Origin of the sequence: Candidatus Kurthia intestinigallinarum (assembly GCF_003991225.1) — a bacterium.
Taxonomy (GTDB): Bacteria; Bacillota; Bacilli; order Bacillales_A; family Planococcaceae; genus Kurthia; species Kurthia populi.
In genome coordinates this window covers 92,433-113,796 of record NZ_JTFC01000031.1, presented here as the reverse complement: position 1 = coordinate 113,796, position 21,364 = coordinate 92,433, and the positions used below count along the sequence as shown (strand labels likewise).

18 protein-coding genes are annotated in these 21,364 nt (G+C 36.6%); 11 read left to right on the top strand and 7 right to left on the bottom strand.

Annotated features, from left to right (window positions below):
* Positions 1 to 7 precede the first annotated feature (7 nt).
* The gene (locus QI30_RS09180; RefSeq protein ID WP_126990615.1) at positions 8 to 1,786 is read right to left on the bottom strand and encodes a methyl-accepting chemotaxis protein; all 1,779 of its coding nucleotides are present in this window, start codon (positions 1,784 to 1,786) and stop codon (positions 8 to 10) included.
* A 97-nt stretch (positions 1,787 to 1,883) separates the two neighbouring features.
* Between QI30_RS09180 and QI30_RS09175 the strand changes: the two genes are divergently transcribed.
* From QI30_RS09175 to QI30_RS09155, 5 genes are all read left to right on the top strand, one after another.
* The gene (locus tag QI30_RS09175; RefSeq protein WP_020189750.1) at positions 1,884 to 2,108 is read left to right on the top strand and encodes a YozE family protein; all 225 of its coding nucleotides are present in this window, start codon (positions 1,884 to 1,886) and stop codon (positions 2,106 to 2,108) included.
* 88 nt (positions 2,109 to 2,196) lie between these two features.
* Positions 2,197 to 2,901 carry a purine-nucleoside phosphorylase gene (gene deoD / locus QI30_RS09170; protein WP_020189751.1) on the top strand — a complete coding sequence of 235 codons (705 nt, stop codon included), beginning with the start codon at positions 2,197 to 2,199 and terminating at the stop codon, positions 2,899 to 2,901.
* 207 nt (positions 2,902 to 3,108) lie between these two features.
* Positions 3,109 to 4,593, top strand: coding sequence for a S41 family peptidase (locus tag QI30_RS09165; protein WP_126990614.1), 1,485 nt, complete (start codon positions 3,109 to 3,111; stop codon positions 4,591 to 4,593).
* Between the two features lie 51 nt (positions 4,594 to 4,644).
* Positions 4,645 to 5,547: a CobW family GTP-binding protein gene (locus QI30_RS09160; protein WP_126990613.1), complete on the top strand. Its 903-nt coding sequence runs from the start codon at positions 4,645 to 4,647 to the stop codon at positions 5,545 to 5,547.
* A gap of 167 nt (positions 5,548 to 5,714) precedes the next feature.
* A complete protein-coding gene (locus QI30_RS09155) occupies positions 5,715 to 6,797 on the top strand; it encodes an undecaprenyldiphospho-muramoylpentapeptide beta-N-acetylglucosaminyltransferase (RefSeq protein ID WP_126990612.1) in 1,083 nt (360 codons plus the stop codon).
* A 124-nt stretch (positions 6,798 to 6,921) separates the two neighbouring features.
* Here the strand turns inward: QI30_RS09155 and QI30_RS09150 are convergent, their stop codons facing one another.
* Positions 6,922 to 7,467 carry a GNAT family N-acetyltransferase gene (locus QI30_RS09150; RefSeq protein ID WP_020189755.1) on the bottom strand — a complete coding sequence of 182 codons (546 nt, stop codon included), beginning with the start codon at positions 7,465 to 7,467 and terminating at the stop codon, positions 6,922 to 6,924.
* 563 nt (positions 7,468 to 8,030) lie between these two features.
* On the opposite strand from QI30_RS09150, the gene dapF reads away from it, so the two are divergent.
* The 6 genes from dapF (at position 8,031) to odhB (ending at position 17,465) form a co-directional block, all read left to right on the top strand.
* Positions 8,031 to 8,993 (top strand): diaminopimelate epimerase, encoded by a 963-nt coding sequence (gene dapF / locus QI30_RS09145; protein ID WP_020189756.1) that lies wholly within the window; start codon positions 8,031 to 8,033, stop codon positions 8,991 to 8,993.
* Between the two features lie 31 nt (positions 8,994 to 9,024).
* On the top strand, positions 9,025 to 11,055 hold the full coding sequence (locus QI30_RS09140) for a diguanylate cyclase domain-containing protein (RefSeq protein ID WP_126990611.1): 2,031 nt from the start codon (positions 9,025 to 9,027) through the stop codon (positions 11,053 to 11,055).
* Positions 11,056 to 11,075: 20 nt separating this feature from the next.
* Complete coding sequence (locus QI30_RS09135) at positions 11,076 to 11,738, top strand: response regulator transcription factor (protein WP_126990610.1); 663 nt, start codon at positions 11,076 to 11,078, stop codon at positions 11,736 to 11,738.
* Positions 11,735 to 13,159: a sensor histidine kinase gene (locus QI30_RS09130; RefSeq protein WP_158621020.1), complete on the top strand. Its 1,425-nt coding sequence runs from the start codon at positions 11,735 to 11,737 to the stop codon at positions 13,157 to 13,159. Before QI30_RS09135 ends, QI30_RS09130 begins: the two co-directional genes overlap by 4 nt.
* A gap of 219 nt (positions 13,160 to 13,378) precedes the next feature.
* Positions 13,379 to 16,174 (top strand): 2-oxoglutarate dehydrogenase E1 component, encoded by a 2,796-nt coding sequence (locus tag QI30_RS09125; RefSeq protein ID WP_126990609.1) that lies wholly within the window; start codon positions 13,379 to 13,381, stop codon positions 16,172 to 16,174.
* Between the two features lie 31 nt (positions 16,175 to 16,205).
* A complete protein-coding gene (gene odhB / locus QI30_RS09120; RefSeq protein ID WP_126990608.1) occupies positions 16,206 to 17,465 on the top strand; it encodes a 2-oxoglutarate dehydrogenase complex dihydrolipoyllysine-residue succinyltransferase in 1,260 nt (419 codons plus the stop codon).
* Between the two features lie 92 nt (positions 17,466 to 17,557).
* Here odhB and QI30_RS09115 read toward each other — a convergent pair whose 3' ends face one another.
* The 5 genes from QI30_RS09115 to QI30_RS09095 form a co-directional block, all read right to left on the bottom strand.
* The gene (locus tag QI30_RS09115; RefSeq protein WP_126990607.1) at positions 17,558 to 18,751 is read right to left on the bottom strand and encodes a site-specific integrase; all 1,194 of its coding nucleotides are present in this window, start codon (positions 18,749 to 18,751) and stop codon (positions 17,558 to 17,560) included.
* Between the two features lie 45 nt (positions 18,752 to 18,796).
* On the bottom strand, positions 18,797 to 19,303 hold the full coding sequence (locus QI30_RS09110; protein ID WP_126990606.1) for an ImmA/IrrE family metallo-endopeptidase: 507 nt from the start codon (positions 19,301 to 19,303) through the stop codon (positions 18,797 to 18,799).
* A gap of 71 nt (positions 19,304 to 19,374) precedes the next feature.
* Positions 19,375 to 19,749 carry an ASCH domain-containing protein gene (locus tag QI30_RS09105; protein ID WP_126990605.1) on the bottom strand — a complete coding sequence of 125 codons (375 nt, stop codon included), beginning with the start codon at positions 19,747 to 19,749 and terminating at the stop codon, positions 19,375 to 19,377.
* Positions 19,727 to 20,812, bottom strand: coding sequence for an N-acetyltransferase (locus QI30_RS09100; RefSeq protein ID WP_126990604.1), 1,086 nt, complete (start codon positions 20,810 to 20,812; stop codon positions 19,727 to 19,729). The genes QI30_RS09105 and QI30_RS09100 overlap by 23 nt, the downstream gene beginning before the upstream one ends.
* Positions 20,799 to 21,344 (bottom strand): ATP-binding protein, encoded by a 546-nt coding sequence (locus QI30_RS09095; protein ID WP_126990603.1) that lies wholly within the window; start codon positions 21,342 to 21,344, stop codon positions 20,799 to 20,801. Before QI30_RS09095 ends, QI30_RS09100 begins: the two co-directional genes overlap by 14 nt.
* Between the last annotated feature and the right edge of the window lie 20 nt (positions 21,345 to 21,364).

The following is a 21,364-nucleotide window of genomic DNA, read 5'->3' as shown; positions in this document are numbered from 1 at the left end:
CAAAAAACTAAGAAATTTTAAATGCTGCAATCATTTTTTGAAGTGCACTAGATTGCGTAGATAAATTTTCAACAGCATCATAAATTGCATCTACAGAGCGGGCACCTTCTTCAGCAGATTGTGCATTCTCCTCAGCTTGCATCGCATTTTCCTCAGCGATTATATTTACCTCAATAAACGATTGGGTTACATGTTCACTATGATTTTCAAACGTTTCAATTTTTTGAGCCATATCATCAATAATCATAAGTGTTTCATTTGTTTGTGCCACGATAATATCAAGAGAGGACGTCGTTGTATTTGTTAAATTAACACCTTGAATGACTTTCGTAACACCTGTTTCATTTTGTTCAATAATGGTATGGATTTCACGCTGAATAGCATGAATCATCGTAGCAACTTCATTTGCCGCTTGCTGTGAAGATTCAGCGAGATTTCGCACTTCATCTGCTACTACTGAAAAGCCTTTGCCAGCTTCGCCTGCACGTGCTGCTTCAATTGAAGCATTAAGCGCTAATAAATTCGTTTGATCTGCGATTTCTGTAATTGTTTGAATAATCGATGTGATTTGTGAAGAACGGTCCCCAAGCTTTTGAACGGTGCCAGTTGTGTTCGCGATTGTTTCTTCAATTTCCATCATCATATTTGCCGCATTTTGTACAGAAGCGTAGCCTTCATTGGCGGCTTGAATCATCGCATCTGCAGAATTCTTCATATCATTCGTATCATTCGATAAATGTGTTGCGGCGCTATGGAGCATTTCCATTTTTTGCGCAGCAGCATTCATATTTATAATGGTATTTTCACTACTTTCTGAAATGACGTTTGAAGATTGTGCGATAGATTGAATAATGTCAGCGCTTTGAGCAGCGGATGTTTTTAATTGTGCACCATTTGCTGCGACATCATGTGCCAGTGTATCAATATTTCCAACAAGGTCTGCGATGGACTCAATTAATGAATTAGTGCTCTGACCAATCTGCGCAAATTCATCTCGTGTAGAAATGTGGATACGCTGTGTCAAATCACCACCATTATTTGCCATGTCATCAATTGCTGCTTGAATACGAGCGGTATTTCGCTTAATCGAACGGAATAATAAAAAGCCAGTAATTGATAAGACAATGATTGCGAGTAGCGTTAAGATAAAGAAAATTAATTCTGACAACGTTGTGGAGTTTTCGAGCGTGACTAATTTTTTTGAGCTTTTTTCATTTAATGCATTTTTCATATAATTGATTTGTGTATTAACATTTGTCATCGCCTTTTGTCCAGCACCACGCGATACATATTCCTTAGCAGCTGAAAGGCCTTCTGTTTCACGTATAGCCATTGCGCTGTTTGCAGTGTTCGTATATGTTGTGTAATATGCTAAAATCGTTTCGAGATGTTTTAATTCATTGTTAGAACGGCTAAACTTTTCCTGTAGCTTTTCGACTTGTGTTGTAAACGAGGCAGCTTGCTCATCGTATAATGCACGTTCATTAGTATTGCCAGTAATGATATATGTTTTTTCGAGTGCAGTAATTGCCGCTAATTTGCCAGACAGGCTATTAACCTCGAGCTGTGTTTTTAATGTGTCGCCATTAAATAGTTTCAATTCATCCTTAAGTTTTTCTAAATTATTGTAACTCAATACAAGCATCGCAACGAGTAATAAAGATAAAGCTGCGAATGTCATCACAATTCTCCAGCGAAGAAGAAATAAAGGCCACATTTTTTTAAAAGTAGTATTAAATAGTTCTTTTTTAACCGATGATTTATTTTCTTTTGTGTCTATTATCATAATCGTACCCCCCTTGTTAGGTAGGTACAATTATATAGTACTGTCGAATTAGTGTAAAATCTGTATTTTCAAATAAATGAAGAAAGAAGGAGAAATCATGCAACCAAGTTTTTATTTATATGTGTTAACTTTTCGTGGCGCGAGCGATGAATACGGCGTTTTTGCAGAAGCTGCATTTAACGATCATGCTTTTCCAAAACAAGAAATGGACTTTGAAAAAATTTCTTTGTATATCGAAGAATTAGCCGACGATGACTTAAATGCAGCGACATTTGATCATTTATGGGCAATGTATGAAGAGAAATATATAGTGGAATACTGATTATTGTTTGTCAGAGGTCAGACTTTTTAGTACAATCAAAATAGTTATGAAAAGGCTTTCGATAATTAAATGAAATGAGGGAATTTATATGAGTATTCATATTAACGCAAAAGACGGCGAAATCGCTGATATTGTTCTATTACCAGGAGATCCTTTACGCGCTAAATTTATCGCAGAAACGTTTTTAGAAAATCCTGTTCAATACAATGACGTTCGAAATATGTTTGGTTACACAGGTACATATAAAGGCCACCGAGTGTCGGTACAAGGCACAGGTATGGGTGTACCATCTATTAGTATTTATGCAACTGAATTACTAAAAGATTATGGTTGTAAAAAATTAATTCGTGTTGGGACAGCAGGTGCTTTAAAACGTGACGTAAAAGTACGTGACGTAGTATTAGCGCAAGGTGCAACAACAGACTCAAAAATGAATGAAATCCAGTTTGGTGGATTAGATTACGCACCAATTGCTGATTTTGATTTATTATTAAAAGCATATAATGCAGGTAAAGAAGCAGGCTTAAACCTACGTGTTGGTAACGTTTATACAGCAGATTTATTCTATGGTGAGAAAAATCCTAATGAATTATTAGCTGATTATGGTGTATTAGCAGTAGAAATGGAAACAGCTGCTCTTTATACATTAGCAGCGAAATATGATGCACAAGCATTATCTGTGTTAACTATTTCAGATCATTTAATTACTGGTGAAGCGACTTCTTCAGAAGAACGCCAATCAACGTTTAAAGAAATGATGGTTGTTGCACTAGAAGCAGCAATCGCTGAATAATAAAGTAAATCATTTTTATAAAAGGTCAGCAACGTCTATTAGGCGGCGCTGACCTTTTGCTATCTAAAAAGCATAAAATAAAAAGAGAACGGATCTTGAATAGAAAGAGTATGAACTTTTCATATAACTTTTCTTTTCGGATACGTCGAATACTGCTAAAATAGACGTAGTGTGCAAACGTTTGAATAGTGAAAGTGGTGAAAGAAATTGGACGAAAAAAAATCGCAAAACGAAGAACAGCATGACAACGAAGTAAAACCTGCAAAAAAATATGTTCGCATGAAGCCATTTACACTTATTATGCTAATTATTGTACTGATTATTAGTACATCAGGAATTACAATTTTGGCATTAACTTTTGGTGAAGGAAAAATGGTTGAAGTGCGAACAAATTCAAGTACACATCCACAATTTCAAAAAGTATTAGATGTGTATGATGAACTCGATAAAAAATACTTTAAAGAAGTAGATGAAGAAAAATTGGCTGAGGGTGCAATGGAAGGTATGATTAACGCATTAGGCGATCCATATTCTACTTATATGCCTAAAGAAGAAGCAAAGCAATTTAATGAACAAATTTCTTCTAGTTTTGAAGGGATTGGTGCAGAGATTCAAGAAAAGGACGGTCAAATTGTTGTCGTGTCACCAATCAAAAACTCTCCAGCTGAAAAAGCGGGCATTAAACCCAATGATATTATTAAAACAGTAGATGGAAAATCCATTGTTGGAAAAACAGCGGATCAAGCAGTTAAATTAATTCGTGGTGAAAAAGGAACAAAAGTGAAAATAGAATTCCAAAGGGGCGATTCGAAAAATCTACATAAGATTACACTCGTTCGCGATGAAATTCCAGTTGAGACAGTTTACGCTTCAATGATGAAAAATAAAGTAGCACATATCCAAATTACAAGTTTTTCTGAAGATACGTACAAAGAATTATTAGAAAAATTAGATGAGATGGAAGCGAAAGGGATGAAAGGGTTAGTATTAGACGTACGTCAAAATCCAGGTGGTCGTCTTGATGTCGCGATTAATATTGCTAGTCTGTTTGTAGCGACTGGAAAACCAGTAGTTCAAGTAGAGAATCGTGATGGAGAGAAAAATGTTGCTTCAGCACAAGATGGTCGTAAAGTAACGGTGCCGACGACGATTTTAGTTGATGGTGGTAGTGCCTCTGCATCGGAAATTTTAGCGGGTGCAGTAAATGAGTCTGCAAATGTTAAAATCATTGGTGAGAAGACATTTGGTAAAGGAACTGTTCAGACGGTAGAAGATTTATCAGATGGTGCCACATTGAAATATACAACAGCTAAATGGTTAACGCCAGATGGTAATTGGATTCATGAAAAAGGTATTAAGCCAAATGTAAAAGTGAAGTATCCTTCTTACGCAAATTTACCGTATATTGATACGACAAAAACATTAAAACAAGGTGATGTGTCAGATACGGTGAAGGTAGCAGAAAAAATGTTTGAAGCACTTGGTTATACGGTTGGAACAGTAGATGGCTTATATGACTATAATACATTATTAGCTGTTCAGGCTTTCCAACAAGAGCATGATTTAAACGTGACGGGTACATTAACAGGTGAAACAACAACAGAACTAATGAATCAACTCCGTAAGAAAATTAAAAAAGATGATCCACAGTTGAAAAAAGCACATAGTATCGTTGTGAAAGAAGCAAAATAATCGTAAAAAGAGCTGCTTCGGCAGCTCTTTTTCTAATTGGAGGATATTCAAATGAAAGATGTTTATTTATTAAGTGGCTTTTTAGGAAGCGGTAAAACAACGCTATTAGCGAATTTTATTGGCGAATTGAAAGCACACGGATTAAAACCAGCTGTAATTATGAACGAACTAGGGGAACTGAACTTTGATTCGCAAGCTGTTGAAGAAGGAGTTCCATTAAAAGAAATGTTAAATGGCTGTATTTGTTGCTCGGGTGCTGAAAAAACAGAAGCGCAAGTGCAATCGCTACTAGCAGAATCGGACTGGGATGTATTATTAATTGAAACAACAGGTGCAGCTCATCCAGTAGAAGCACTAGATGCTGTCTATTCACCTCTTTTTGCCAATGACTTAAATATTAAAGGGATTATTACAGTAGCCGATAGCAAGCGCTGGTTACATCGCAATGACATGACGCCTCAAACGCGCTCATTATTCCTTGAACAAATTCGCCATGCACATTTAATTTTAGCCAATAAATCTGATTTATTAACACCAGAAGAATTAGCGCAAGTAACATTTGAAATGCAAAACTTAAATAGTCATGCACCGATTTTACAAACAGTGAATGCTAATGTTCCATTTACGTATATTGAAAGAATGCGTGCAACAGCAACTGGTGATGTGCAAAAAGCGGATCTTGGTCATCATTTACATTTAAGCTCGCGCTTACTTCACTTTGGCGAAGGAGAAAGCTATACAATGGAAGAAGTAGAGGACTGGGTACGTTCACTGCCAGAAACGATTTATCGTATGAAAGGCTATGTGCCGATTGAAGGCAATAGTCATCCGATGCTCTTCCAATATGCATATGGATTAACACAATGGCTTCCTGAATATATGAAGATGGAGCCGAATCTCGTAATTATTGGGGATGGCGTTGATCAGATTCCGTTATTAGGCCGAACAATGTAATAAAAAAGAGTCGCGAGCCATGCGACTCTTTTTTTTCGTGCTTTTACTATGCTACAATGAAAGCTGTGATAATAATTTTGTCAGAATAAGTGCATTTTGTTGTAAGAGGTGTATAATGACGAGGTTATTAAATTGATTCGTTAATAGTGATAGGAGCGTTTATATAGATTATGAAAAAAACCATCGTTTTTACAGGTGGCGGAACAGCGGGCCACGTATCGCTTAACCAAGCGATTATTCCATCTTTTTTAGAAGCAGGATATGAAGTACATTATATCGGTTCAAAAGAAGGCATAGAAAAAGAAATTATTCCACAGGCATTTCCACAAATTGCATATCATGCGATTTCAAGTGGTAAATTGCGTCGTTATTTTTCAACGAAAAACTTTTCAGATCCGTTCCGTGTATTAGCCGGTATTGCACAAGCATCTGCTATTTTACGCAAGGTGAAACCACAAATTATTTTTTCAAAAGGTGGTTTCGTATCGGTACCGGTCGTAATGGCTGCGAAAATGGCAGGTATTCCTGTTGTGGCGCATGAGTCAGATGTGACGCCAGGCTTAGCGAATAAATTAGCATTACCATTTGCATCACATATTTTTACGGTGTTTAAAGAAACGTTAAAATATGTTCCAACTGAAAAATCAACCTGTACGGGTTCGGTTATTCGACCAGCCCTATTTTCAGGAAATCGTGAATCAGGGTTACAATATTGTGGTTTCTCAAACAATAAACCAACGATTATGATTATGGGTGGTTCACTAGGTTCTAAATTTATTAATGATGCTGTACGCGCAAATTTAGAAGAATTACTTAAAACGTATAATATTATTCATTTATGTGGTAAAGGAAATTTAGAGCCAAAATTAGATATTTTAGCAGGTTATAAACAATTTGATTATGTCACAACAGAGTTACCAAACTTATTGTATGCATCAGATTATATTATTTCACGTGCTGGTTCTAACTCAATCTTTGAATTTTTAGCATTAGAAAAACCAATGTTATTAATTCCATTATCAGCTGCACAATCACGCGGAGACCAAATTTTAAATGCACGATTATTTAAATCACAAGGCTTGGCTTTGGTTTTAGAAGAAGAATCTGTTAACAAAGAAACGTTCTTAACAGCCGTGCATGAGCTACGTGATAAAGAGCCTGTTTTAATGAAGGCGATGCAAGAGGCAGAAAAACCAAAATTACCAGATGATATGATGCATTTAATTTTGCAATATGTTAAAAAGAAATAATAGCATATAACGTGAGAGATTAGGAAAATTTCTAATCTCTTTTTTGCATTATAAAAGGCAGCTCACGTCGCATAATTGCTAGGGAGCTGCCTTTAGGTCGGGGTAATTTCGCTTGTGGTATCCATTAGATTGCTTGTTCCTCCTCGTTTGTTTGTGTAGCAAGATATAGATAGAAGTTATCTTTGTCTACTTTGAATAATTCAAATGGGATGTCACCGCTATTTACTTGTGCATATAGCGCTGGGTGTAACTCTTTTGCGTCAATTGCGTATCCCAGTTTTTCAACAGCACGCTGTGACTGCTTGTTCACTTTTCGAACTTTCATAAACACTGTTTGGAATCCTAATTCGAAGAATAACTCTTTGAAAAATTCTACTTTTGCTTTTTGGTTGTAGCCTTTACCTTGATAAGGCTTACCAATCCAAGTTCCTAGGAATCCTGCACCATCTGCAACGTCGAATAAAGCAATTACACCAATTGGTTTGCCCCAATCATCTGTAATTGTACGAGAGACTGTTTTACCAAAGTGCTCTTCTACCATTAATTGTCGAGTCATAAAAGCAAATTCCTCAGCAGAATGTGCTTTTTGCCGTACATACGGGAATACCTCAGGATGTGTCATAAGCTCAAATAGTTCTGCAGACTCGTGCAGTTCACGTTTTTTTAACATGAAGAACGCCTCCTTTAAGATGATCTAGTCATCAGAAAATTTTAAAACAAAAAATTTCAGGACGGGAATCGAACCCGCTAAAACTAACGAATGTTAGTGGCGCACCATTTGCCTTCTAAAATTCTATTTAATTATAGTGAAAATCTCAAACATAGCTAGCATATTTTGCTATGCGATGTTTCTATTTAGATTATAATAAAAAAATATAGATTTGAATATAAAAAAATAGATTAAATTAGCAAAAAATGCTCTTTTGTGACAGGAAAGTGTATTTGTTATACGATGAAGAATCCTGTGGTAGATGTGAGGTGTTACAGTAAACACCCACATAGTTATATACCCGTAACAGGCAAAAAGTATACCAATTCACTGAAAAAAATAAAAAAAGGCGTTAAATAGACAATAAATAGGACTACAAACATAGAAATGTTCGTTTTTTCGCCTAAATACACCTATTCAATTATATGAAAATTGTATTTTTCTGGCATTAATGAAAAAGAAGTTAGTTGTATGAAACTACATTTCCTATTATCATTAGACATAAGGAAAGTAGGGGGTAAACAATGGTAGAAAATTTATTAAAAGTACACGGTTCAGGCAATACATTTTATTTATATGAAACAGCAGATGAAACGGCAATGGATTGGTTTAAATTCGGTGAATGGTTATGCCGAAAAAGTAATGATGGCGGTGCAGATGGTTTACTATTAGTTGCCCCTTCAAATGTTGGAACAGCAAAGATGCGGGTGATTAATGCAGATGGTTCGGAAGCATCGATGTGTGGGAATGGATTACGCTGTGTAGCACGCTACGTCTTAGAACGTGAAAATAAAAAATCATGCATTATTGAAACGATGAAAGCGAATTTACTCGTAACAGAGGAACCTTCATTAATGAATGACATACCTACATATGCAGTGCAGATTGCACCAGTTTCATTTGAGTTGGCTACATTACCGATGAATTATAATGCGCAGCACACATTAATTGATGAATGCATTCCACCATTCTCAATGGATATCCGTTTTACAGCCGTATCGGTGCCTAATCCGCATTTAATCGGACTTGTATCAAAAGAAGAAATTTTATCTGCTGCCCACCAACAACAACTTGCATCGATGTTAAATGGCGAAAATGATTATACACCAGATGGCGTGAATGTTAGCTATATGTATCCAATCGGTCAACAAGAAATTTATGTTCGTACATTTGAACGTGGTGTTGGATTTACAAATGCTTGTGGAACAGCAATGACAGCCTCTGCACTTGTCGCTACATTATTACATCTTGTTGAAGAAGGCACAATTACCGTCTTTAATCCTGGTGGGTTTGTTAAATGTGAAGTGAAAAATAACAACGGGGAATATCATTTGCGTTTAATAGGGAATGCAACCTTTATAGCACATTATTCGTTTGAACACGTAAATGATAAATGGACATTAAATAAAGACCGTGAAACGAATGAGCAACATGCTTATCAAGCATTAATCGATTTTACGGCAAGTAAGTTGTCAGCACTCGCTTAAAAATGGCAAAAGAAAAAGGGAGACATTGAAAATGGGTGTTCTGTCGATTGAACAGCAAATGGCGGCACTTTATGAGCATTGTACACAACTCGTTTTCTTTATGAAACGAACAGCACCATTCACCTATGAATATAGATATGTGAATCCAGCAGGAGTGGCAATTTTTAAACAGTCACCAATCGGTTGTGAGCTAGGAATGTCTGGGTTGAACCATAATAAAAGTGACGTTATTGTAGAAAATTATGAGAAAGCAATTAAAGAGAATCGCCAAATTATCTATCGGGATTTTTATTTATTTGCAGATACAAAGCATACGAATGAAACAACTGTATGGCCAGTTTTCATTGAGCAAGAACAATATGTATTGGCCGTTTCAAAAGAAATGTCTTCTCATAAAGTGTTAGAGGAGGAGCAACATTTCTTATCTACATTGTTTTTAAAACAGCATAATCCAATGATTGTAGCATCACGTACCGGCCAAGTTTTAAAAATAAATCGTGTTTTTTCAGAAGTTTTTTCAGTCCCAGAAACGGTTATAGGAACGCATTTAAAGCCACGTAATGAGGAAGAACGTCAGTTGATTAAATTGTGTGAAGAACACCTTCAACCGCTTTTTGAAGGAAGTCACCAAGAAGTGGTGTCAATGAATTGGATTTATAATACCCGTATCAATTACACGATTTTAATGACACCTATTGTAATGGAAGATGAGATAGTAGCAGTATCTTTAGAATGGATTGAACAAAATGATGCACAGCATTTAGAAGCTACGTTAAAAGAGACAAATTTTTTATTAGAAGGTTATAAACAAGCATTAGCTGCAGCCTCAAACTTTTGTATTACAGATACAGAAGGCATTATTGAATATGTTAGTGAAGGCTATCAACAATTATCAGGATATAGCTGTGAAGAACTTCTTGGCCAAACAAATGCTATATTAAATTCGCGTCGACATACAAGCGAATTTTATGAAGATATGTGGACAACCATTAAACGTGGTGCAATTTGGCAAGGAGAAATCTGTAATCGTACAAAACGAGGAACATATTACTGGGCACATACAACGATTGTGCCAGTACTTGATAAAAATGCAGACATTAAAAACTTTGTGTCGGTTTGCATTGATGTGACCGAGCGGCGAGCTTTAATGTCGAGCTTACAAAATATCGAAAAAACATTTAATTTAATTACTGAGAATACAAATGATTTTATTACAATAACAAATGAAGACGGTATTATTCTATATGCCTCACCGAATCATAAAGAGCGTCTAGGGTATGAAAAAGAAAAGCTCATCGGTAAATTTTATTCAGATATTTTAACGGCTGAAAGTTCAGAAGTATTAAAACGCGAAATTGTCCAAACGTTGAATAATGAAGAAGAGGCAAATGTGGAATTAGAAATGGTTTCTAAATTTGGGGAGACCCTATGGACCGAAGCTTATATTACAGGCGTACAAGACCCGGTTCGTGAGGAAGTGTATCAATACGTGACAATCGCTCGTGAAATCACACAGCGTAAACAAAAAGAAGAAGAATTACGCTTTTTAGCATACCATGATGCGCTGACGCTTTTACCTAATAGACGCTATTTATCCTTGCAATGTGAAAAGCTTGAACAAGAAGCGAAGGAAAGACAACAGTCGATTGTCGCAATGTATATTGATGGCGACAATTTTAAGGCGATAAATGATGTGTACGGTCATGATGTTGGGGATGAATTTATCCGCGAATTTGGACGCGCACTGAAGCGAAGTTTACGAGATTCAGATTTTGTTTGTCGCATTGGCGGAGATGAGTTTGTCGTGCTATTAACGCATATGTCGTTAGAGGAAGCGGTATGTGAGCAACAGATTTTAGCGACAATTGAACGCATTCAACAGGTGTTACGAAAAGGTTGGGATATTGCGGGAAACCATTTTGCGCCGACATCATCAATTGGCATTGCCGTTTATCCACAGCACGGAACATCGGTTGAGTTATTATTAGAAAAAGCAGATAGTGCATTGTATTTGGCGAAAAATGTGAGTGGAAAAGATTCCTACCGTTTTGCGTCGAATTAATTGAATAGGGAGGTAGCGTAATGGAAAAGTCGATTTTATTAGTCGAAGATGAGAAGAGCATCGCGCGCTTTGTCGAGTTAGAGCTGAAACATGAGGGATATGATGTAACGGTTTGCTATGATGGACGAAGTGGCTTAGAAGCGGCATTAGAGAAAGAATTTGATGTGCTTTTATTAGATGTTATGCTACCAGAATTAAATGGGATTGAAGTGTGCCGCCGTGTGCGAGCACAGTCTTCAGTCCCTATTCTTTTGATTACAGCGAGAGATGCTGTAATGGACCGAGTAGCAGGGCTTGACGCAGGAGCAGATGATTATTTGGTTAAACCATTTGCGATAGAGGAGTTATTAGCACGTATTCGTTCTGCACTACGTCGTACAACGACTAGTACCGAGCATGATACATTAGCGCTTAAAAATATTATTTTAGATGAAACCGCCTATACGGCAACTGTTAATGGAGAGCCAATTCGTTTAACGAAAACAGAATTTGATTTATTACATTTATTAATGCGTTCAAAAAATAAAGTATGTACACGAGAAATTATTTTAGAAAATGTTTGGGGCTACGATACGGATGTAGAAACAAATGTAGTTGATGTTTATATTCGGCATTTACGTGCGAAATTACCCGCTAATACGATTGAAACTGTACGTGGTGTAGGATATGTGATGCGCGAATGAAAAAACTAACCGCATATTGGCATCGACTGACATTAAAACGCAAATGGGCACTTACATCTGCAAGTGTCTTATTTATTAGTTTTGCGCTCGTGTGTGTCATTTTATACATCGCGATTAATAGTTGGCTTCTAAATGAAGAAAAAACTTCTGTGACACGCTCTATGGATGATTTAACAGCATTTTTTGAAACGAGAGGAAGTAATCTGACAATCAATGAGATGCAACATAATACGGGCTTGATGAATTCGATTGTAGATAAGGATCAAACGGTCCGTATTTTAAATACTGACGGAATTGAAATCCTTCGTTTAAATAATACAAGTGAGGAAATTCCAGATTTACCGCAAAATATCCCGCTAAAAGGGTATACGATACAACAAGTGAAAGTTGATGGCGCAGACAGCTTTGTGGCGATAGGACATTTACGACTAGGAAATTTTGATGGCTATTTACAATTAACACACCCATTAACATCACTTGCTTCGCTAATGAAGTATATTTTGACGTCGATGTTATTGATGGGGCTTATTGCATTAATTGCTTCGTGGTTTATTAGTTCGGCGCTCGCAACGCTCTTATTACAACCATTAAAACGATTGTCTTCAGATATGAAGCGTGTAGCAGCACATCGTTTTGAAGCGCCTATTCAAGTCACTGTCGATAGTCAGGATGAGATTGGGGACTTAGTAAAAGTTTATAAACAAATGATGACAGAATTAGAAAGTGCTTTTTTACAGCAGCAACGGTTTATTTCAGACGCTAGTCATGAATTGCGTACACCGATTCAAGTATTAGAAGGGCATTTGTCGATGATTCAGCGTTGGGGAAAAGACGATCCGGAAGTTTTAAATGAATCACTTATGACATCGATTGATGAAGTAAGAAGGATGAAACAATTAATAGAAGAATTATTAGAACTAGCACGGCATGAGGCAAAAGATATTTCGCAAGGTGCCATTGTTGCTGAACAAACGGAGATTGTTATGAAAGAAATGAAAACAATTGCACCAAATGCTGAAATAAATCTTCATTATAATGAAGACTTTCATAATGTTCGCGTTATGATTTCAGAAAATGCATATCGCCAAATTTTGCATAATATATTGCAAAATGCTGTTCGATACACTTCTTCTATACCTAGCATTAACATTTACTTGACATTTGATTTGAACAATTGCACAATCGTAATCGAAGACAATGGGATAGGGATGTCGCCAGAATCTTTAGAGCATATATTTGAACGCTTTTATCGTGTTGATAAAGCGCGTTCGAGAGAGCATGGTGGAACAGGTCTTGGCCTAAGTATCGTCAAAATGCTTATTGATAAATACGATGGAACACTTGAAGTATCGAGCGCATTAAATGAAGGAACAACTTTTACGATTCATCTACCACTTTTTTTAGTGCAAGAATCCATTTAATTCTTAGCGAAATAAGTCGTTAAAGATGAAATATGCTAGTTTTGAATTAAATTATTGAATTTTTTGTGAAGAGTAGTAAGATTGAATGGTGAAAGCGTTTGTAAAACATAGGACAAATTATGTCTATGTTCACAAATAGTAATAATATATAGTGGATTTTTTGATTTTTAAAATTGTTAATCGAAGTGCCACTTAGGCAAAATAGTTGGAGGTAATCTCATGACAAACAGTAATCCATGGGCTGCTTTTTCAGGTCCTAACCTAGGTTATGTAATGGATATGTACGATCTTTACTTAACTTCCCCAGAAGAAGTAGACGCAGAACTTGTCGCTTTATTTGAACAATACGGTGCACCAGTTGATACAACAGCTCAAGCAGCAGTAGCAACTACAGGCGCAGCAAATACAGGCGATATTCAAAAAGTATTAGCAGCGGTACAATTAGCAGATGCAATCCGTCAACACGGTCATTTAGCAGCTGACATTTACCCTCTACACAACCAAAATCTTGATACAACGCGTATTGAAACAAGCGCATACAACTTAACAGACGCTGACTTACGTGAAGTACCTGCATCAGTACTATTAAACAACGTTCCTGCAAACGTGAACAATGGTCTAGATGCAATCAACTACTTAAAAGAAATTTACACAAACAAAATCGCTTACGAATTCAATCAAGTTGTTGGTAAAGACGAACGTGAATGGATTCAATCTAAAATTGAAAGCGGTGCATTAAATGCTCCACTATCAAATGATGATAAAAAAGCTGTTTTAAATATGTTAAACAAAGTTGAAGGTTTCGAACAATTCCTTCACAAAACATTCGTTGGTGTAAAACGTTTCTCTATTGAAGGCGTTGATGCATTAGTTGTTTTAATCGAAGAAATTATTAAAGGTTCTGAAGCGAGTGGCGTTAAAAACATCCAAATTGGTATGGCTCACCGTGGTCGCTTAAACGTGTTAACCCACAACGTTCACAAACCATATAAAATGATGCTTGCTGACTTTGCTCATGTACCATCAGAATTATTCGTTCCTGAAGATGGTTCTCTTAAAGTGACAAAAGGTTGGTCAAACGATGCGAAATATCACTTAGGTGCTACTTACAAAGCGCCGAATGGTACGACAATCGGTCTTGCATACAATCCATCACACTTAGAAGTAGTTAGCCCAGTTGTTACTGGTCAAACTCGTGCAGCTCAAGATGATACTTCTAAAGCTGGTGCGCCAGTACAAGACGCTTCTAAAGCATTAGCTATTTTAGTGCATGGTGACGCAGCATTCGCTGGTCAAGGTGTTGTAACAGAAACAATGAACTACTCTCGTACAAAAGGCTTTGGTACAGGCGGTTCAGTACACATCATCGCAAACAACATGATTGGTTTCACAACTGAACGTTTCGACTCTCGTTCTACTGTTTACTCTTCAGATCCTGCAAAAGGTTACGAAGTGCCAGTAATCCACGTAAACGCTGACGAACCAGAAGCTGTTGTACAAGTTGCACGTTTCGCAGTTGAATACCGTGAAAAATTCGGTAAAGACATTTTAGTAGACTTAATCGGTTACCGCCGTTATGGTCACAATGAAATGGATGAACCAATGATTACAAACCCTGCAATGTACAATCTTGTTCATAAACATGACACAGTTCGTGCGCTATACGGTAAACAATTAGCTGCAGAAGGCGTTGTAACGGAAGCAGAAGTTGAACAATTACAAAAAGACATCAAAGCTGAATTACAAGCTGACCTTGATTTCATTAAAGAACAAGGCGCAGGTAAACATTCAGAATTAACAATGCCAGATGCTGTTGCAAACGGCTACGAACTTGTTGAAACAGGTGTTGAAAAAGCTCGTCTTGAAAAAATGAATGAAGAACTTCTTACTTTCCCAGAAGACTTCCACGTATTCAAAAAATTAAACAAAATCTTAAACCGTCGTCGCGATCCATTCCAAGGTAAAGGTAAAATCGACTGGGGCCACGCTGAAACATTAGCATTCGGTACAATCTTACAAGATGGCAACCCAATCCGTATTACTGGTCAAGATGCGCAACGTGGTACATTCTCACAACGTCACCTTGTTCTACATGACGAACAAAACGGTAACGAGTACACACCACTTCACGGTATTTCAGGCTCAAATGCTTCATTCACAGCGATTAACAGCCCATTATCTGAAGCATCAATCGTAGGTTACGAATATGGTTACAACTTACAAAATGAAGACGCTCTTACAATTTGGGAAGCACAATATGGTGACTTTGCAAACATGGCGCAAATGATGTTTGATAACTTCGTGTCAGCTACTCGCTCTAAATGGGGCGTACGCTCAGGCCTAGTATTATCATTACCACACTCTGCAGAGGGTCAAGGTTCAGAACATACATCTGCACGTTTAGAACGTTTCTTACAATTATCAGCTGAAAATAACTGGACAGTTGTTATGCTTTCAAGTGCTGCCAACTACTTCCACTTATTACGTCAACAAGCTGCTATCTTAGGCACAGACGAAGTTCGTCCATTAGTTATGATGTCTCCTAAATCACTTCTACGTAACCAAATCGTAGCTGCTGATGTAGAAGAATTAACTTCTGGTAAATTCCAAACAATCATCGAACACCCAACTACAGGTAAAAACGTTGATGCAGTGGAAAATATCGTACTTGCTTCTGGTAAAATGGCAATCGATCTTGCAGAAAAAATCGGTGAAGGCGAAGGATTCGATCACTTACATCTTGTACGTGTTGAACAACTTTACCCATTCCCAGAAAAAGAAATTGCAGATGTATTCGCGAAATTCCCGAATGCAAAAACAATCAAATGGGCTCAAGAAGAACCGAAAAACATGGGTTCATGGTTCCTTGCAGATCCGTACCTACGCGAGTTAGCTACAGATGCTCAAGAAGTGAAATATATTGGTCGTCCAGCATTATCTTCTCCAGCAGAAGGCGATGCAGATGCATATAAAGAAGCACAAGCAATCGTAATTGAAGATTCATTATCTAAATAATTTCGGATATACCGAATAGGAGGAAATTAAAGTGGCAGACATTATCGTACCAGAATTAGCAGAATCTATCACAGAAGGTGAAATCGTACGTTGGGTTAAAAACGTAGGTGACACAGTTGAGAAAGGTGAATTCATCGTTGAACTAGAAACAGATAAAGTAAACGCTGAAATCATCTCAGAAGAAGCAGGCGTATTAGTTGAAATCCTTGCGCAAGAAGGCGACGTTGTAGAAGTAGGCGCTGTAATCGCGAAAGTAGATCCAAACGGTACAGCTTCAGCACCAGCTGCAGCACCAGCAAAAGAGGAAGCTCCTGTTAAAGAAGCAACACCAGCACCAGCAAAAGAAGAAGCGCCAAAAGCTGCACCAGTAGTAGAAGAAACTACTGCTAACGGTCGCGTAATCGCTTCTCCAGCTGCTCGTAAATTAGCTCGTGAAAAAGGTATCGATCTTGGCGCAATCAACCCAGTTGATCCTCAAGGCCGCGTACGCGTACAAGACGTAGCTGCTCATAACCCAGCTGCACAACAAGCTCCAGCTCAAACACAAGCTGCAGCACCAACACCAAAAGCTGCACCAGCTGCAGATGAATCTCGTGTAGAAGTTGTTAAAATGACTCGTCGTCAAAAAACAGCTGCTAACCGTTTACTTGAAGTATCTCAAGGTACTGCAATGTTAACAACATTCAACGAAATTGACATGACAAACGTTATGGCACTTCGTAAACGCAAAAAAGATGCATTCATGGAAAAACATGATGGTACTAAACTAGGCTTCATGTCATTCTTCACAAAAGCTGTAACTGCTGCTCTTAAAGCATACCCAGCTGTAAATGCTAAAATCGTTGGCGAAGAAATTCACTACAATAAATTCTTTGATGTTGGTATCGCTGTATCAACTCCAGACGGTTTAGTAGTACCAAACGTACGCGACACAGATCGTAAAAACTTCGCTGAAATCGAAGGCGACATTGCTGATTTAGCTGTTAAAGCACGTAACAAAAAATTAGCTTTATCTGACCTTGAAGGTGGTTCATTCACAATCACTAACGGTGGTGTATTCGGTTCATTAATGTCTACACCAATCATCAACGGTGACCAAGCTGCAATTCTTGGTATGCACAACATCGTACAACGTCCAATCGCTGTAAACGGTGAAGTTGAAGTTCGTCCAATGATGTACGTGGCTCTTTCTTACGACCACCGTATCATCAACGGTAAAGAATCTGTTGGTTTCTTAAAAATGGTTAAAGAATTAATCGAAAACCCAGAAGATTTATTATTAGAAGCTTAATCAAACCCTTGTGTAGCAAGCGTTTGAAGCACTTCTGAAAATGAAGATATAAAGAAAGCCTCCGAGAAATCGGGGGCTTTTTTTGTGCTGTTTTAAGGCTTTTTTTCGCTCGTGACTATATTTTGACTATATGAGCTTATATTTTTCGGTTCATTTAAGAAGTTTATAAGCAAATCTGTCGTTTTTTCGACTTGTTCTGTAGTCACGTGTGTATAGATGTTCATCGTCGTTTCAATATGCGCATGGCCGAGCAGTTTTTGGACTACTTTAACATCTACACCTGCAGCAAATAATAGGGAAGCGCAAGAGTGACGAAGTCCATGTACAGTGATACGTGGCAGCTTATATTTTTTACAAAGCTTCGTTAACACTTCATTGACGTATGAATTACGAAACGGATCAAACGATGTTTCTTTAATGAAAATGAACGAGTGCTCTGCTCGTTCACCAAACTGGAGACGCAGCTTTTTATTTTGTCGGATTAGATCTTTCAATACCGCATATGTTTCATCGTCTAAATGTAGCTCCCGTATCGATGTTTTCGTTTTAGGTTTCAGCAATTGATACGAGCCATCTTTGTTATAAAAGAGTGTTTTATTGATCGTGATATTTTGAGTAGCATCATCAATATCCTTTTCTTGAAGCGCCAGCAGCTCACCTTTGCGCATGCCAGTAAGTAACAATGTACGGAACATCGCATAACGCTTTAAGCTTTCATGCGCTTTGACTTGCTCTAAAAAATACAATGATTGTTCTTTCGTCCAAAATTTCTCTAAAGCTTCTTCTTCCTCGAAAAAAGTATTTTTAGGATAGACTGTATTATCGAAAGGGGAAGCCTCAATGTAATTGTTTCGAACGGCGAAATCGAATACATTTCTCGCTTGAATGACAATCGGTTTATACGATTTTAATTGTGTAGACATATGGTGTATATAATTTTGGCACTCTTTTTTCGTAATGTCCTTTAAACGTTTATCGCCAAAAGTCGGCAATATCCATTTGTTGAAATCAACAGATTTACGATAAACGGTAGAAGATTTTAGATGCGTAGAATATTCTGCTTCATACTCTTTAAACATTTGTCGGTACGTATAGTGCGCTTTTGAATTCAATTTCACTTTTGAATCTTCTGCCTCTAATTCTTTCGCTGCTAATTTTGCCTCACTTAGTTTATGAAATCCACGTCTAGTTGTGAGCTTTTTTTCAAAAGTGACGGGATCCGTTAAATAGAGACGAATCATCCAAAACTCACCTTTAGTCGTTTTATATTTTGAAAATGATGCCATAAAAGTTCCTCCTTTTTGTTATTACGTATATCGTACCAACTAGAATCAGTCGTGATGTGCCAATTTAGGCTCGTCTAGTGCGGTTTTGTGAAGGGGAATGATGTGATTGTTTATGTAATGGTCTAATCGCTTACAAGCGAATGTCAGGCTAATACTAAATGTATCTTGCAGCACTCTTACAGCGGCAAAATAATCATTAGGTAAGTCCATTTCTTTTAGCATGAATGTAGGTACAGCTGCGTGGAGCGCAAAGTTATTGGCCTTCCGTTCCTGATATTCAACGAAACTGGAAGGCAGCTGCATCTGATCACCAGCATGAAAAAGAATGTGACAAAGCTCGTGACAGAAAATTTGCCATCTGAAATTTGGTAGCATATGTAGATTTAAAAAAATGAATGGTTTGTTATGTATTGTGGCTGCCTGGCTTTTCTCATCCCAGTAATAAAGGCCGATATTAAGTTTTGAAGAAAGATTTTCACACACTAATTCCTCTGGTACGCGTATACCTATAGTTTGATATAAATTACTAATGTAGTCTTCTAAATGATTCAATTGTTACATCTCCTAAGCAAACATATGTTCTTTAAGAGTATATAAGAAAACCCCACTTTTGGGAAGTGGGGTTATTTTATATAACGAAAAGACTGAGGAGGATGTAAATTTTCTCCTAGTTCTGAAAGTAAGAAGGGCTTTTCATATGGAATTAATTTCCCTATTTTGATAGCATATCCTTTTTCTTTATCGTGAAAATATTCTTTGTAAAAATCATAACTTAATCCAGAATTTAATTTTGTCTTTTCCCAAAGGTCGTCGATTTTTAAATTGATAATAGAATCAATTGTTATCTCACCAACTACTTTTCCGACAGGTTTCGTGCAATAAATTATGATAGATTCGATGTCTGGTTGCTTGAAGATACTTCTTCTGTATTCATACTTTTTTTCGCCGGTGAATATTTTTTCGACAAACTCAGGTTTAATCGACAATAATACCTTCATGGGCGTCACCTAATTCTAATATTTTACCGAATTGGTGTTCGGTTAAATTAATTATACCCCAATATGAGTTTCTGTCAATTCCACATTCTTCTATTAAATACTTTCTAATTACTCTTTTTGGTAAAGAATATGAATAGAGCATTTTAATTACAAACATATTTTTATATTGGTATTGCTGTCTGATTTCTTCTTCTGTAAAAATACTATAAGGCAGACAGTAATCAATTACTTCATCGACATTGTTAAAATCTTCTTTAGATTTTACTTCTACAACTGTACAAATTGAAGATGCTAATGCAGAATATTCTGCATTTTTTCCACTCTCTTTAGTTCTATATATAACTAATTGATCGTATTCTTTAATTTTTTGAACATCGGACATTCGGCAGATATAAACTTTTTCAATACTATTGCTATAGGAAACATCGGCTACTATATCTTCAGTTCTTTCTGTATATAAAATAGAGTCAGGGAATAGACGTGAGTGCCATTCTGGATAAATAGCTAATATCCAAGAGTTGGCTTTTTTTGATATTAATGGGTAGTTTTCTGAAGGTAAATTATTTTCGGAATAGCTATTGGGATTAATATCTTTTATTAAAACTTCTTCGATACCATTGGTGGTTGTTTTAGTGCCATGTTTAGCAAAACCATATTTTTTAAGAAGAGTTATTAATCCTTGATGTTTACTAAAAACTGTGACATATAATTGATTTGTGTTATTTAGTAATGCGTAATCGATAGCTTTCTTTATAAATCGATCACCAAATTTGGTGCCATGTGCATTAATTTTTAGGGTACCAATTTTAATACGTTTTTTTTGAGGAAGTTCAGGATAAATATCTATTAGTGCTTCTTCTTCACATTTTAAGTATAAAAAAGCTTGAATCCCATCTTCATCTTCATAATAGAAAGCTTCATTGTCACCTTTACGATTATACCAATCTTCAAACTCAGCATAATCTGCTTTTAATGTATTAAAAAATGGATCTGATAAATTTATGTTTTTAAAGAAGTCTTTTTTGAAAAAGTCTCCTCTGGTTGTATTTTTAATTGTAGACATCCTCTATAACTCCTTTTATTGCTGATTTTAAAAATAGCTCAAATGCTGAGAAACCATTTAAACATACTAAAGGAATATTTAAATGATTCGATATCTCTTGAGAATATCTTAGTTCGGTTTCCTGCATGTTTCTTAAAAACTCTTGTTCAAAAAAAACGTCATTTCGTATATTGATTCTTTGTTGAATTTTGACTGGATCGTCTAATAGTAAAATCATTAAGTCTGGACTTAATTGTTCAAAAGTACTAAGGGGTACTTTGACTATTTCACAATTTTCCTTTTGCAGTGTAAAATGGCCATCTAAAATAAATTTTTCTTCAGAGACAAAATTCTCGATTGCTTGTAACAATACATCCTGATTCTTAGCTACATCCTGAATTTTTTTCTCAGGGAACTCTAGGGCGCTATTTTGTCGTTTGATTAATGTACTAGCACTGTATAAAGGTAAGTGAAGAATATTTTCAAGCTGTTTTGAAAATGTGGTTTTTCCTACACCGTGAATTCCTGAGATAAATATACTTTTTTTAGGCATCTAGATTTATCCTCCTTCTT